Genomic DNA, 14,070 nt, shown 5'->3' with positions numbered 1-14,070 from the left:
AAGAAAGCGCGGTTAAGGGAAACAAAGTCATTCATGTTGCGTCTCGGCTGTGACAAGGTTGCGCGAAGAGTAACACATGGTTTCCAGAATGATGCGTTGCCACTACAGTTAACATTGATAACGATGATATATGTCATCATTTCGCAAGCAAACAACTCCCAAGAAGATGCCCGTTCTGCCCGGCCGCAGTGTGAGACACTACCTTGATTGAGCAAATTCGGGACGCCGTGGGCGTTGTCTCTGCTTCCGGAAATCATTTATGGTTTTGCCAGCAACAACATCCATTGGAGAACGTCTTCGCCTGTGGCGGACATCGCGCGGCTTGACTCAGGCCGGCCTTGCCGATTGCCTTGGTGTGGATCGGACCACGCTACGGAAATACGAAACCGATGGCACGGCCCCAACGCCGAAACCCTCGCAAAGTTATGCGGGACAGGGCTCAATATCAATTGGCTGCTCACGGGAGAAGGAGCGAGACTGAGGAGGGCTCGTCAGGACACCCTGTCCGAGCACTTGAGGGCAGATTTGCGTCTCCTGGAGGAATCCCTTCGAGAGCTTGCCGCACTTGACCCACCCGCTTTCGCCATGTTGACCCGTGGTTTTGCGGCACGAAGCCAAGAAGCAGTGAAGCTTGCGCGCTACGAAACTGGCATGTCCTCGCCCGCTCCCCTGACCCCCTTGATCGGTCCAGCAGACGTGGACAAAGGAAAGCTTTAGAGCTTCTCGCTCTTGGATTTCACCGGCAGGTGCTTGGCCAGCACTTCGAAGTAGCGGTGGCCTTTCCAGGCCTTTCGGTCCCCTACAACGTAGAGCCGCTGGCGGGCGCGGGACACCGCCACATTGACCAGATTCGGCTTCGATGCTGCCCAGGCCTTTGCCCCAGGCGCCTGCGGGTCGCCCCCGAGAACGAGAACAACAACTTCGGCTTCCTTGCCCTGTGCGGTATGCACTGTTCCCATCTTGCCGGGTTCTATGCCGTGGCGACGGCCTATGGCGCGCAGTTGTCTGGCCACCTCTCTAAACGGCGAGATGAGCGCGATTTGTTGTGGATCAACTCCATGGGCGCCCCGAAGAACTTCCAAGAGATCCTGCAACGATTCGCCTTCGTCTTCGACCCAGTGTCCGTCTGCAGCACGAGAACTGACATGCAGCCAGGCACTGGGGGGCAGGGTTGATGTCTGGGCGCGCTTTCCGAGCACCATCTGACCGTCATAGGCGACTTCGTTGCTGATGGAGAACATGGGCTCATCGCAGCGGCAATGCAGCCGCAGCGGGCATCCGACCCAGACAGCGCCACTTGAGTCTTCCCCAACCATGGTCCCGATTTGGGACGCTTGATCCGCAAGCCCTTGGACAGAGCCCACACTTGGCCAAAGGCGCACGGGGGCACCACAGGCCGCCGCCACCGCACTTTCGACCGAGGCCGGGAGCGCCTGCACCGGTTCGAGCTGCAAAGGGTCTCCTACGACAATCGCCCTGCGGGCGCGCCAAAGGCTCCCCGCTGCATGTTGTGGCAAGGCTTGCCCTGCTTCATCAATCAACAGCCAGCCAATGCTCTCAGGGCCAAGATCCCTGCCCATGCGAGACATGGACGCGAAAGTCGTTGAGATCACAGGCACGACCAGGCACAAGGAATCGAGCGCCAGTTGGGCCAGCTCGGTAGGCATTCTCTTGCCGTTGAGCCAGTCGCTCGCCAAGCCGATGTTTGCAACGATCTGTGTTGCGTTCTTCTCGATGAACGCGCGGTGCAAATCCAGCGCGGACAGAAACACATCTTGCCGAGCCTGCAGCCATTGCGCCGAGGCCCAAGGCTTCCCTGTCTCGCGTTCAGTGCCCAGCACATCCGTACGGGGCCAGGCACTTCCCAATGCCTGTTGGTCAGCGTGCATCTGCCTTTCTTCGTTCTCGATGTTCTTGGAGATCCTGGTGAGCTGTTTGCGCAGTTGCTTCGCCGCATGCACGGTGGCTATGTACGTGTCCGTCAGGGCGATCGCTTCGGCCTCGGCCGCCTCCAGGCGCTCTTTGCCAAGCTGCGCTTGGGTACGCATCGCCTCGTACTGGGACAACTGTTGCCCGTACCGCTTGCGCCATTGGCGATGCGCCCCACCCAAAGTCAGGACCCAGTTGACGGCCCCCGGTTTTTGTCTGAGGGTGGCCAGTTTGGCTTGCGCAAGATCGCTCAAAGACTTGACCAGAGAGGCGAGCTGTTCCGTGTGGTCGCGCAATACGTCCCCGGCTGCTTGAGCGTCGGCACGCTGCTGAACCGCAGCCTCGATCAAGGTCAGTATTCGGCTCTTGGCGCTTGCGTGATCGGTAACGAGTTTGGCGAGAACATCTGCTCGGCCCGCTACCGCTTCCATGGCCAAGCGTGCTTCACGCTCGCGCTGTTGTGCCGCAGCGAACTGAATGCGCGCATTCTCCCAGCGTAGATCCGCCAACTGAGGGATGCTCTGCAAATTCTTGAGGTGCGCCCGCATGCCCCTCGGCTCGACACTCGGGGCGATTTCAGAGGACGGCCCGCCGCCCCACCAAAACGCGCGGAGAAACGCATTGCGATTGCCGCTTTTGCCCAGCGGCGCGGCCAACAATCCCCAGGCATCTTTCATGGCCACTTGAGAAGCGATCTCGCGGAAATATCCCTCCCCGCGCGTCCCCACCCTAGTCGGCACCGATTCAATCCCAGGCAATTCGCGCGTAACGTTTTCCACCGCGCCGTTATTCGACGACGCCACCACGATCGAGTAGCCCGAGAGCTCCGGCCCTAACTCGTAGTAAGGCACCCATGTGTCCCCAACGCGGCAGGCCCGCTTTGCGGAAAACACACTCGCGCCGAGACGCGCCAATACGGCCGCGCGCTCGGTAACAACGGCAGCGACGACATCCCTCAGCATGGTGGTTTTGCCCGTTCCGGGTGGCCCATTTACAGCAAACAGGCCAGCCCCATCCCGAAGCTCTTGCCAGGCACTGTTGACGGCCAGTTGCTGGCTGAACACCAGCGCATGATCAGAGGGCCAACGGCCTTGGGGCATGTTCCGAGGGTGCAGCCGTTCCAGCAAAACGCTCTCTGCATCTGGCGATCGGACATCGAGTCTTTTGATGCCGTGTGAGCCACGCAAAAACGTCGCAAGCGCTTGCCCAATTCGACGCTGCTCTACCGAATGCTCAAGCTTAGCGAGGTCTTCGACAAAAAAACTGCCGAGCAAGGCACTCGATTCTGAGGTGTCCTTGTCTGCAGTTTCGCGCACCTGGGCGGCCTTGATGTGGCATGGGAGGGCCCCATCAAAAATCGAATTGGGAAGTCCTGTTGCGTCAAGCACGCGCTGAACAACTGATCGCACCCACGCAGGTTTTGCGGGGGTACTTTGCGCACGTAGCGCCCGAGCCTCGTCGCGCACCCAGGCCAAGAGCGAGGCTTCCGCGGCATCGAACTCGCTGAATCCGGTGGTTGGGCGACCCGTTTCGTCAGCAGGTGCTTGCTGGCGGCTAGCCCCTACTGCAATGAGGCTCTGCACCGAATTACCTGGCTGTGCCAAGTAGCCTGCGGCCCAGGCTGCCAGAGAAAGGCGAAATGAGGTGGCCACGGGATAGCCCTGCGCATCGAAATCGAGATCGAACAGACGCGCTTTGCGCGAGCGCTGGTCGGCAGCGTAGTGGCCCGCTTGCTGAAGGTTCCTCACCGCCAAGGCAAAGACCGAGGCAGCATCATGCACACCCCCTTGCATGTTGTAGCTCCAAACCGTGCCTGCATCAACGTGGCGGGCAAGGTGCTCCGGGTCATTCCAGGGCAGCGCTGCCCCTGCGGCAGACACATCCACGCCATACACAGGCAGGGTGCCGGAACGGTCAACTCGGGCGGCCTCGTTGGGCGTAAGCGCCTCCAGAACGCGCCAAAACCGAAATGTCTTCTGCATGATCTGTCTCCTAACGAAATCGATCGCGGCGGAGCTGCGCTCCGGCTGCAATCGGGGCCAATTTAGAAATCCGGTTTGCTCCCTGCGAAGCACCGTCGCAAGTGCCCATCCCTGTGCCTCGGGGGTAATGACCAGGACCGCAGGAACCGTGGAGCTCGGGAAGTGCAAATACCGCGATCCCGTGTAACGCTCGCGGCGTGCTTTTGCATCGGGCCTGGCAAACATCTCTTCCAGCTTGTCCCCCGAAAGAATCTTGGCGAACCAACCCCAGGCCGCTTCAAACCGCGCATCCGGCACATCGCTCAAATCGTTTTCAAGGCTTGGAATGCGGCCCTGGTCCACCCGGCCCACTTGTCTGTGCAGTGCGTGCCGGGAAACCGCTATCCCACCATCGAATCCGTCGTGATGCAGCCTTACGCGTGGGAATGTCTGCATCAATTCAACCGGAATTGATTCGAATTGCTTGAATTGAAATTGTTTGTCTCGTGGCTCAACCACAATCTTTGCGCCAAAGAATTTGGTGGCCAGGAATTCCGTTGCTGCCGCGATGTGACGCTTTTCGGTATTGCCAACGCCCGAGGTCTTCAGGGCCTTTTTTGCGAGCGCCTTCTTTACGGCCCCAAAAGACTGCTCGATTGTTATGCCGGAGCCGAGACGATTGGCCCCGTTCCCATGCACCTTTCGCTCTTCGAGCAAGTAGAAAAGTGCCCGCAGCTCCGCCAATGCCGCAGCGTCCCCCAGATGGCTCACAGGGACTTCGACGTTGATGACCCCGCCAATGGGCTGAGGGGTGTTGTTCTTGTGCCATCGCCACCGCACTTCGAAACGACAGTCGGTAAGGGACGAAGCGCGGACCGCTAAAGTATCCATGATTTTAATTAATGCCTTATCTCTGATTCCAATTGTATCTGTTTTGATTTGAATTGCAACGCTTATTGAGAAAGCTATTCCAGAGCGCAAACAGGCCCGTTTTTGTCGTATTTCAGCATCATTTGCCGCACCTCGTTTCCTATGATGGCTCTCTATCGAGTGGATACAGAGGATCTCCTATGTACATGGAAGTGCAGACCCGCGCCAACACCAGGGTGCACCACGAAATTGCGAAAGAACCCGCCGAGTTCATCTCGACGGGAGCGACCGACGCGAGCTCGGTCGCTTTTCTCAATGAAGTGTTTTGCACTGCGGCCCGAGAGGCGGTCAGCGATGTGCATTTCGAGGACACGGAAAGCGAGTGCATCGTGCGCTTCCGCAGAAATGGCGAGCTGTACGAAGTTGCGCGCAAGCCGCTACAGGCATCTCGGGAGTTCGATAAGCAATTTCGGGTCAAGTGCAAGAAGTCGCTCATGGAGCGGCTGACCCCCCAAGACGGGAAGTTCCGCTTTTCGGTGGATGGGCGCATGGTGGACGTTCGGGTGAGCATCCTGCCCACCGGCGTCGGGCAGTCCATCGTGTGTCGCCTGTTGGACCAGGCCTCGACCTTGATGCGGCTCGATGAGCTGCAAATGCCAAGTGCCGTTCGTGATGCGATCAAAATGATCGTGGCGCAACCCCAGGGGCTGCTGCTGGTGACGGGCCCCACGGGATCGGGCAAAACCACCACCCTTTATGGCATCTTGCAACACCTGAACACCCCGAAGGTAAAAATCATTACCGCCGAGGACCCGATCGAATACCGAATCTCTGGAATCGTCCAATCCCAGACAAATGAGCACCTCACGTTCGCCTCGGCGCTCAAATCGATGCTGCGCCAAGACCCGGATGTGATCCTGGTCGGCGAAATTCGTGACAGCGACACCGCGCGCATCGCAACGCAGGCTTCCCTGACTGGGCATATCGTTCTTTCGACACTGCACACCAACAGCGCCGCGATCTCTCTTACCCGCATGTTGGATCTGGGCGTGGACGCCAACGCGCTGGCTGCGTCCATTGGTGGGTTCATGGCGCAACGCCTGGTGCGCTGCTTGTGCCCGCACTGCCGCGTGGCCAAGCCCATCGATTCGTATGCCCGCGCGCAAATGCTGGCTCAGGGCGTGCCCGAATCCGAAGTGAATTGCACTGACGTGGTTTACGCCGCCAACCGGGATGGCTGCGAACACTGCTCGCGCGGCTGGGTTGGCCGCACGCCGGTATTCGAATTGATCCTCCCCACACAGGAGGTTCGTCAAGCGGTGGAGGAAGGCGACCTCAAGGGCCTTGAGCGCGCAGCTCGTGCCCAGGACCAGTACCAGACGCTCTCGCAGCATGCAATGCGCATGGTGCTCTCGGGCGTCACTTCATTGCACGAATCCATGTCGGTGGCTGGCTCCAGTTTCATTGTCGAGTAGTTGAAATGTCCTTCTCTGTAGCTCGCCGAGCGCTTCTCGGCGCCATTGCCTTGGCCACCCTTCCCTCCTACGGGCTGGAGAAAAGGCGAACCACAAGCCTGCAGGATACGGCTCCTGAGAGCCCGGTCGGCAAGCCCTACGACAAAGTGCCCTCAGTCGTCAAGGCGGACAAAGACCGCGTTCGCCTGCTCTTTACCTATGACTGCCAGTTTTGTCGCAGCTATCACAACGGCATCGTTCAATGGGGCAACACCCTCCCCTCGCCTCTGCGCTTTGAGGCCACTCCTGTCCTCACATCGGACTCCGACAACCTGGTCCTGGCCATCTATGGTCGTCTGCTCATGCAAGGCTTGGCACCGTCCAAGCTCAAGCTCTACGACTACGCCATGTACACCTACGTGCAGGGTGACAAGGATGCTGGCGTTGCCCCCAAGCAAATCATCACTGCCGATGAAGTGATCCGGCTCATTGGCCAGCAAGCGGAAGTGCCGTTGGTAAATCTGCGCGCGTTCATCAAGCAGCACGGAGCAGCAATCGAAAAGCAGATCCCGAACCACGCCATGATGATTTCGACGTACGGTCTGAAGGCGACCCCTTCAGTTGCGATCGGCGGCCAGGTCGTTGTGACCCCGGACCACGCTGGCGGCGATCCCCAGCAGTTTCTGTTGCTGCTCAATGCCCTGACCAGCCGTCTTATTCAAGGGGGGCTCAATGCGCTTTAAGCTGACCCGGCTCGTATTCTCCATTGGGTGTTTTGCCTGCATTCTGGCCATGCCCGTCGCACAGGCCGCTGACGGAATTTCCGGGTATTTCGCAAAGCAGTCTCCCCTCAATGCGGAAGCGAGCGTAAAGGCCTCTGCGATTTCGCAAGACGACCCCAGCATTCCGGACTGGCTCAAGAAGAGCGAAAAACTCGAAGCCATGCTGAGCAGCGGCGATCGAGGCGAAGTCAAAAACCCGAAGGTGGTGAGCAAGGTGGAAACACCTGTGCAAGGCCTGAATGGCTTCGTGGTGCAGGCCGACATCATGAACGACCAGCACCCTGAGGGTAAGCAGGAGCTGTTCGTGTTCTATACGGACAAATCCAGCCGCTACCTGTTCGTCGGCATGCTGATCGACATGGAGAAGGAGCGTGACCTGAACCTGATGACTGAGCGCTATGTCCGCGGCACGCTGGCCGACAACCCGGCCAATGCACTGCGGCCTCAAGGCATGCACGGTCTGGTAGTGGATGGGAGCAAAGACAGCAAGGCCGCCCCTGTGCAGTTCGTGGTGGACCTCGGGCATGAGTCTGGCCGATCCTCTTTGCTGAATGTCGTGCGCCTGCAGCAATCGCTCGTGAAGAGCGGCAAAAAGACCCGCGGCCTGCGCATCGTGCTTGTGTCCGCTGGGAAGGACGAAAAAGCCACCGGCGCCATGGCCATGGCGATGGGGTACCAGAAGGTCTCGGGCGACGGTATCCAGCGACTCATGGAGTTTGCCGAGAAGGGTAAGGACACCCCCTGGATGGAACCCTCTCGCCTGCGCAAGGAAGCCAAGCTCAAACAAGCCATGGGGCTTGGCATCTTCCAGCTCGAAGACAACTCCAACCAAGCCATGCTGGCACGCCTGGATACCCTGCCGCTCGTGTACGACACCAAGGGCGAATCGGTCAAGTACGTGATGCTGCCCCAGTCCCGGCAGGACTGGGAAACGCTACTGACCCGGTGAGGCTCTGTTTTGGCCAACTCTGGCAGCGAGTACGACTTTTACCGAGTGTGGCCAGACGGCACGCTGCAGGCTGTCGGAGACGGTGCGCCGTATTCGTGGATGAGCGACGACTTTGTGTTGATCTCCGCAGCCGATGAGGAGAGCGCACGGGAGCTCGCCAGCGTACGCGCAATCATTTCCCAGCGCGTCAGCCTCCAGCCGTAGAAGCCCCGCCCACAGGCAGAGGACCCACCGTGTTGCACAGCTCGCGAAGCGCGCAATGAAGCTCCACGCGATACCACTTCACCCCTCCCTCATCTTTGAACTGAAGACACCAGGATGAAACGCCGATCCCTTCTTGCCTCACTTCCCGCCGTATTCCTGACTGGCACCGCCTCGGCATGGGCGGCAGCGCCCGAAAAGTCGCGTTTGCCCATCGTCGATGTCTGGAAAGACCCCAGTTGCGGTTGCTGCAAATTCTGGGTTGAACACATGCGTGCGCACGGATTTCAGGTCAGGCAGCACGAGGACGGCAACCAAGAAATTCGCGCGCGCCTGGGCCTGCCAGACGCCCTCGGTTCGTGCCACACGGCATTGGTCAATGACTACCTGCTTGAAGGTCACATCCCCGCCGAAGACGTGCTTCGACTGCTCAAATTAGGGCCTGACGCCATCGGCTTGGCCAACCCCGGCATGCCAATCGGTAGCCCTGGGATGGATGGCCCTGCGTATCGTGGACGCATGGACCCCTATTCCGTTCTGCTGGTGAGCAAGACACCGGGCGGTCAGATCAAGACCCGCGTATTCGCCAGGCACTGAGGCCGCATGCGATCGGCAACAGCGTCCAACCGGCCGAAGAAACGTACCCGAGGGGCACTCGCGCCAGTGGTTGTCGCCATCTTGTCGATCATCTGGAGCACCCTCTGGCTGCGCGCCGTGTTCTCAGGGATCGTTTCGTGGCATTGGCTTGCCGCGCTGCTGCTGCTTAACATAGTGACGCTGCTGGTGTACAGGGCCGACAAGCTTGCCGCGCTTCGCCGGGGTTGGCGAGTGAGCGAAGCGCGATTGCATACGCTGGAGGTACTGGGGGGTTGGCCCATGGCATACCTCGCCAGGCAACTGTTTCGGCACAAGACCCTGAAAACCGGATTCCTGGTCTCGTCCTGGTTGTGCGTGCTGCTAAACCTCGGCGGCACGTACGCGATGCTCTGGATTCTTTAGGAGGTCCCGATGGACAACGAAACCCCTTGCCTCATCCTCGACATCACCGATGCCCATGCCTGGGAAGGGTATCGCGGCGCGAAGCGGATCGACGAGAAGGGGCGCCCGAGTGTGCTGCAGACATCGCTGATCAGCGCACGGTCGGAAGCACAGCGCCTTGGCCGTGAGCATCCTGGGCGGACCTTTGGAATTTTTCAGATCGTCGAGGCCGCAATACCCCTAACGGTGCCCTCGCGTGTCACTTTTCACGGGGAGCCACTGGTGGAGCATGTCTCATCCACGTTGGTTGAAGTTGGCCCTGAAGTGGCTCCGTTTTAGCGCACACCACCCGAGGCAAGCTGTGCGATTCCTGGATCGGTTGGGAGCGCAGAATAAGAGACCTTCAGGCCTATCAACACAACCAACCATATGCAAGTTTGAGGACCATGACTGCGCTACCCCCCACTCAATCTGATAGCCGCCATTCTCGGGCGCGCTAGCACCGCGCTACCGGCAGCTCTGCAATGCTCGTGGTCCACCTGCGCGACAGGTGCCTCTGGCGCATCGCCCACTGCGGGCGTGCCGCCCAACCACTTGCCGCCACGCCAATTGTGCCGCGCCCCCAACGATTGTTGATCGCATCGATCGCGGCCATGAGCTCATCATCGCCCACTCGCCCATCGCCAAACAGATCCCGCTGCAACACTTGCGGGCGCGCCAAATCCATTAACCAAACACCTGCACGCTTGTAGAGCGTCTTCGGCTTGAGCATTCCTCGGTGCATCTGGCGCACCGCTTCGAGCACGATCCGGGTGTCACTCGTTGCCGCAGGCAGGTTCATGCTGCGATGAGGGAAGTGCTGAAAGGGGCCCCGGTCGAACACATCGGTTCCGACAAATATCCCCACAGCAGCAGTCGTAAGGCTGCGCTGGCGAAGCTTTTCGCACGCTCGAACGGCAAACGTGGCCAGCGCCTGAAACACTGCTTCGTGTTCCCCCACCTTGGCACCAAAGGACCGGCTAACCATGATCTGTTGTCGGTCAGGCTCGACCTCCTGCAGATCTATGCAGGGGCTCCCAGCCAACTCCTGCTGCGTGCGCGCGAGCACCACCCCAAAGCGCTCCAAAACAAGCGACACGGGAGCATCCCGCAGATCGGCCGCGGTCGTGATGCCCATCTCTTGCAGCCGTGCTCCCCACTTTCGCCCAACCCCCCAGACCTCATCCACCGGGGTCGCCCGCAAGATGGTGTACAGATCGGCCGTTGTCATCTCCGCCAAGTTGGCCACACCGCCGAGGCTTGCCGGATAGCTTCCGGGCTTGCGCACAGCGCTCTTGGCCACGTAATTCGCCAGCTTGGCCAGAGTCTTTGTCGGCCCTATGCCAACGCAGTTGGCGATGCCCGTCCAGCGTTGCACTCGCGCGCGCAAATCGAAGGCGAACCTGGTGCGATCACGCATGCCCTGCAGATCAAGGAATGACTCGTCGATGCTGTAGGTCTCGATGCGCGGCGCCGCCTCTCTTAGGATTGTCCCGATGCGCGCCGAGATGTCGCCATACAGCGCGAAATTGGCTGAGCGCACGGCGAGCTGACGGCGAACCGCTGGGGGTATCAGATGCAGCGCCTGGCCCATCTTCACGCCGAGGGCCTTGGCTTCATCGCTGCGCGCAATGGCGCAGCCATCGTTGTTGGACAAGACGATCAATGGCCTGCCGCGCAGTTCGGGCTGGAACAACCTTTCGCAGTTCGCGTAGAAGTTGTTCATGTCAATCAGAGCGAACATGCTTACCGACTGGCGTGCTCCCGCCGAACTTGTCTGGCGACCGCCACGACAGCGAACACCTCCACCTCGCACTCCCCCTTGATGATGATCGGAGGAACCTGTGAATTGCAACTGTGCAGCTCCATGTGCGCGCTGCGCAAGCGCAGCACCTTGCACACCGGCGCGTTACCCTCCCACTGTGCGAGCACGATGTCACCGTCTTGCGGTTGCTCGCTACGATCAACAACCAGAACGTCACCGCTCACGATGCCCGCGTCCAGCATTGAGTTGCCATGAGCGCGATACAGGAAAGTCGCCGCTGGATTGCGCACCAGATAGCGGTTCAGGTCGATCGCGCCATCTTGGAAATCCTCAGCCGGCGAAGGGAACCCCAACTTGGCGCGGACTGCAGCAAGTGGCAACTCCAAAGTGCATGGATCTATCGATGCACGCCCGAACAGGCGAGCTTCCGAATTGGGGAGCGATGACACAGAACAACTGTACATCTTCACAGTATATGCGCCACCCCCCATCGTTGCGCGTCGCGCCGATCACGAGCTCATGTCGCGCTCCCAGCGCTCGATGGCACGGCGCGCCGCATCCTCGTCACATAGGCGCGAATCTCTCCTGTGCTCGAAGTTGATGAGCCGTTGTGCTTTGCCTGCATCTCCCATGCACATGCTCAGTAGCCGCTTGCGCTGGAAGTTAGTGAACGCTTCGCCCATCTGGGTTTGCTTTGATTGCGACGGACGGATGGGAGATTCGCCGTCCTCATAGCCTGGTGCCAATGCCGTCCCGCCAGAAACACTCGGCGCTATCCAGAGTTCAGGCTTCGACCGGGGCCTGCGACGGGCCCACCCTACCAGCGACCATATCCCAAAGAAGAAAAGCAAGAGCATCGGGAGCACGCCCAGCACCATCGCATCACGCAGCCATGTGCTGATGTGTGCCCCATTTTGGATGTGATCCACAAACACCCCGCGCACTCGCTCGGTCGATTCCGTGAGCCATTGCCCAGCCTGCGGCAAGGTGGCAGGCCCTTGAAGCTTCGGGGGGGTATCGGATGAGTCCTGTCTGGGAACAGCCCGCCACCCAGTTTGCATTGCCGCTATCGCGCGCTGCATTTCTTGAGGGTCAACGGCCAGGGGTTCGAAGACCACGTTGATCTTGGCCGGATCCGCTGCGTGACGCTTCACGGCCACCGCCACGCCAGCTCCAGCGAGCGCCTTCATGCCCCCGACGATCCGGAAGGATTTCCCTTCCAGAAAGCCTCTGTCAGCGTCGCACCAGCGGTCACCTACTGCAATCTCCAGACCATAGCTTGCGCCCGCAAGCACCATGCTGGCCGCCGAGGTGGACGCCAGGCGCAACACCTGCCGCGAGCTGTCTGTTTTGTTCCTCAAGATGACTGCCGCCTCTACCCCCAGTTCATTTCGGATCACCACTGCTGCGGCTGAGTGGGCGGTCAGACCGTCTGCCAGTGGCTCGCTCGCGAGCAAGGTACCCGCTTTCGGTAGCCCCGAGCACGTTTGGGCGGCATCAGCGGGCTGCAGGGTCGCGATGGCCACCAAGGCGGCAGATACCAGGGCCGATGGGAGAAACCGGGTCATTCTCGTTCGCCTCAAAAAAAAACCGCCCTGCGGATAGGGCGGCAAAGGAGCCGGTTGGCTCCGAGGAGGGATCCATGCAATCGGTTTAGAGTGCGCCGCGTTCCAGCAGCTTGAGCATCTCTTGCGGAGGCCTGTAGCCCGAAAAGGAAAGGCCCGTGTCCGTGACGATGTGCGGCGTGCCTTGGAGGCCGACGAGGCGCGCGGTCGCGGCAATCTTGTCGAGCGCTGCGACCTGGCTGCAATCGCCCCCTTCGGTCGGGCGCTGAGAGTTCTTGAAGAACCCGTCCACGGACGCCTTGGGATCCGTGGAGCAAAGTGCCTCTTGGAGTTGCCGTCCCGTGAGGGTGCCGCCGCCATTGCGGGCATAGAGTGCGTATTTCACGGTGACGCCCAGCTCATTGAGCTGCGCGAGCTCGTCATGCAGCCGATGGCAATAGGGGCAAGACGGGTCGGTAAACACAGTGATCGTGTGAAGCGCCTTGCCCTTGGCCGGATAAACAATCAGCGCCGATTCGTCGATGCCGGCCAATGCCTTCAAGCGCACCTTCTGCAAAGTCTCGTCGGAAAGATTCTTGCGCTTGGGCACATTAAACAAGGTGCCCTGAATCATGTGCTGACCATCCCCGGACACATACGCCACGTCGCCACCCGAGACAATCTCAAATATCCCCTTCATGGGCGTCTCTTTGATCGAGTCGATATTCAGACCTGGCATGCTCTTTTTCAGAACACCGACAAGCGCGTCCATTGGTTGCGCTGCAGTCGCCGCGCCAACAAGACCCGCCGCCGCGAAAATTAGTGCAAAGATTTTTTTGAACATAATAGAAGTCAGTTAGCTTCGGGATTTCTTTTCCAAATAATTGCTGAATTTGTCATACGTGCCATCGGCCGTACGCATTGTTTTATGGGTTGCTTTCGTGGTGAAATACACCGGGATCAAGGAGCTGTATTGGGGGATTGAGAGCTCCACTACAAACTTGCCAATATCGAAAATATAGTAGCGATCTGCCGCCTCTTCGTCCGTGCCCGCGATCAAGATAGGCGGGGCAAGAAACTCCAGTTTTTTCGTAAGTCGATTGATTATCGTTTCTACGTTCGCGTCATTGGGCTTCCTCTGGAACATGAAAATCACAAGTTCCAGTTTATTTTTTGGATTAAACGCTATTGACAACACGCGAAGCCACGGGTCACCCAGAAGGGGCGCGACGGAACTCATGGTTAACGCCTCGCCATGCGTAATTTCAGACGGTCCTGTGTGGAGCGTCGCCCCTCTGGTGTTCGCCACAATGGACTGCACGTTGCTCTGCACATCCGATAGCGAGGTTTGGTCAATTGCAAGCCAGTTGTTGACGGTGAGTGCAGGGAGCAAATACCGCTCATCTTCCGTCAATTGCTTCTTCCTGGGCTGAGCATTCTCCGCAAGTGCGTGCACTGGGCCGTAAGCCGCGGAAGCCAAGACGCACAAAGCGCGCCGCCTCGTAAGAGCAATCTCATGGAAGCTGATAGGCATGTCGTTGATATTAAGCAACGATGGGGGCGCAATAGACGTGAAACGCGCCCACTTCGGGCGCATC

The 14,070-nt window shown here is 59.4% G+C and carries 14 protein-coding genes; 8 read left to right on the top strand and 6 right to left on the bottom strand.

Going from position 1 to position 14,070, the window contains the following annotated elements; translation table 11 throughout:
* The first annotated feature begins 259 nt into the window (after positions 1-259).
* A complete protein-coding gene (locus C6571_RS20300; protein WP_106448407.1) occupies positions 260-481 on the top strand; it encodes a helix-turn-helix transcriptional regulator in 222 nt (73 codons plus the stop codon).
* 232 nt (positions 482-713) lie between these two features.
* Here the strand turns inward: C6571_RS20300 and C6571_RS18715 are convergent, their stop codons facing one another.
* A complete protein-coding gene (locus tag C6571_RS18715; RefSeq protein ID WP_106448406.1) occupies positions 714-4,781 on the bottom strand; it encodes a DEAD/DEAH box helicase in 4,068 nt (1,355 codons plus the stop codon).
* A gap of 53 nt (positions 4,782-4,834) precedes the next feature.
* Between C6571_RS18715 and C6571_RS18710 the strand changes: the two genes are divergently transcribed.
* The 7 genes from C6571_RS18710 (at position 4,835) to C6571_RS18680 (ending at position 9,463) form a co-directional block, all read left to right on the top strand.
* Complete coding sequence (locus tag C6571_RS18710; protein WP_146139384.1) at positions 4,835-6,235, top strand: GspE/PulE family protein; 1,401 nt, start codon at positions 4,835-4,837, stop codon at positions 6,233-6,235.
* A gap of 5 nt (positions 6,236-6,240) precedes the next feature.
* A complete protein-coding gene (locus C6571_RS18705) occupies positions 6,241-6,957 on the top strand; it encodes a thioredoxin domain-containing protein (RefSeq protein WP_106448404.1) in 717 nt (238 codons plus the stop codon).
* A gap of 49 nt (positions 6,958-7,006) precedes the next feature.
* The gene (locus C6571_RS18700) at positions 7,007-7,945 is read left to right on the top strand and encodes a thioredoxin domain-containing protein (RefSeq protein ID WP_146139383.1); all 939 of its coding nucleotides are present in this window, start codon (positions 7,007-7,009) and stop codon (positions 7,943-7,945) included.
* A 9-nt stretch (positions 7,946-7,954) separates the two neighbouring features.
* Complete coding sequence (locus tag C6571_RS18695; protein ID WP_106448402.1) at positions 7,955-8,149, top strand: hypothetical protein; 195 nt, start codon at positions 7,955-7,957, stop codon at positions 8,147-8,149.
* Positions 8,150-8,263: 114 nt separating this feature from the next.
* A complete protein-coding gene (locus C6571_RS18690; RefSeq protein ID WP_106448401.1) occupies positions 8,264-8,743 on the top strand; it encodes a DUF411 domain-containing protein in 480 nt (159 codons plus the stop codon).
* A gap of 66 nt (positions 8,744-8,809) precedes the next feature.
* Complete coding sequence (locus tag C6571_RS18685) at positions 8,810-9,145, top strand: DUF1294 domain-containing protein (RefSeq protein WP_245901596.1); 336 nt, start codon at positions 8,810-8,812, stop codon at positions 9,143-9,145.
* 9 nt (positions 9,146-9,154) lie between these two features.
* A complete protein-coding gene (locus C6571_RS18680) occupies positions 9,155-9,463 on the top strand; it encodes a hypothetical protein (RefSeq protein WP_106448399.1) in 309 nt (102 codons plus the stop codon).
* Between the two features lie 157 nt (positions 9,464-9,620).
* On the opposite strand, the gene C6571_RS18675 is transcribed toward C6571_RS18680, so the two are convergent.
* The 5 genes from C6571_RS18675 to C6571_RS18655 form a co-directional block, all read right to left on the bottom strand.
* Positions 9,621-10,907, bottom strand: coding sequence for a Y-family DNA polymerase (locus tag C6571_RS18675; protein ID WP_106448398.1), 1,287 nt, complete (start codon positions 10,905-10,907; stop codon positions 9,621-9,623).
* A 2-nt stretch (positions 10,908-10,909) separates the two neighbouring features.
* Positions 10,910-11,377 (bottom strand): LexA family protein, encoded by a 468-nt coding sequence (locus C6571_RS18670; protein WP_106448451.1) that lies wholly within the window; start codon positions 11,375-11,377, stop codon positions 10,910-10,912.
* A 60-nt stretch (positions 11,378-11,437) separates the two neighbouring features.
* Positions 11,438-12,496: a hypothetical protein gene (locus C6571_RS18665; protein WP_106448397.1), complete on the bottom strand. Its 1,059-nt coding sequence runs from the start codon at positions 12,494-12,496 to the stop codon at positions 11,438-11,440.
* An 85-nt stretch (positions 12,497-12,581) separates the two neighbouring features.
* Positions 12,582-13,316, bottom strand: a complete 735-nt coding sequence (locus C6571_RS18660) for a DsbC family protein (RefSeq protein WP_106448396.1) — start codon at positions 13,314-13,316, stop codon at positions 12,582-12,584.
* A gap of 12 nt (positions 13,317-13,328) precedes the next feature.
* Positions 13,329-14,069 carry a hypothetical protein gene (locus C6571_RS18655; RefSeq protein ID WP_106448395.1) on the bottom strand — a complete coding sequence of 247 codons (741 nt, stop codon included), beginning with the start codon at positions 14,067-14,069 and terminating at the stop codon, positions 13,329-13,331.
* Position 14,070: the final 1 nt, after the last annotated feature.

Origin of the sequence: Simplicispira suum (assembly GCF_003008595.1) — a bacterium.
GTDB classification, from domain to species: Bacteria; Pseudomonadota; Gammaproteobacteria; order Burkholderiales; family Burkholderiaceae_C; genus Simplicispira; species Simplicispira suum.
This window is presented reverse-complemented; position numbering and strand designations above follow the sequence as displayed.

Excerpts from the sequence above, each read along its gene's own strand:
- C6571_RS20300 (WP_106448407.1), top strand. The coding sequence starts at position 260 with ATGGTTTTGCCAGCAACAACATCCATTGGAGAACGTCTTCGCCTGTGG.
- C6571_RS18715 (WP_106448406.1), bottom strand. The coding sequence starts at position 4,781 with ATGGATACTTTAGCGGTCCGCGCTTCGTCCCTTACCGACTGTCGTTTC.
- C6571_RS18705 (WP_106448404.1), top strand. The coding sequence starts at position 6,241 with ATGTCCTTCTCTGTAGCTCGCCGAGCGCTTCTCGGCGCCATTGCCTTG.
- C6571_RS18700 (WP_146139383.1), top strand. The coding sequence starts at position 7,007 with ATGCCCGTCGCACAGGCCGCTGACGGAATTTCCGGGTATTTCGCAAAG.
- C6571_RS18690 (WP_106448401.1), top strand. The coding sequence starts at position 8,264 with ATGAAACGCCGATCCCTTCTTGCCTCACTTCCCGCCGTATTCCTGACT.
- C6571_RS18680 (WP_106448399.1), top strand. The coding sequence starts at position 9,155 with ATGGACAACGAAACCCCTTGCCTCATCCTCGACATCACCGATGCCCAT.
- C6571_RS18675 (WP_106448398.1), bottom strand. The coding sequence starts at position 10,907 with ATGTTCGCTCTGATTGACATGAACAACTTCTACGCGAACTGCGAAAGG.
- C6571_RS18665 (WP_106448397.1), bottom strand. The coding sequence starts at position 12,496 with ATGACCCGGTTTCTCCCATCGGCCCTGGTATCTGCCGCCTTGGTGGCC.
- C6571_RS18660 (WP_106448396.1), bottom strand. The coding sequence starts at position 13,316 with ATGTTCAAAAAAATCTTTGCACTAATTTTCGCGGCGGCGGGTCTTGTT.
- C6571_RS18655 (WP_106448395.1), bottom strand. The coding sequence starts at position 14,069 with ATGCGCCCGAAGTGGGCGCGTTTCACGTCTATTGCGCCCCCATCGTTG.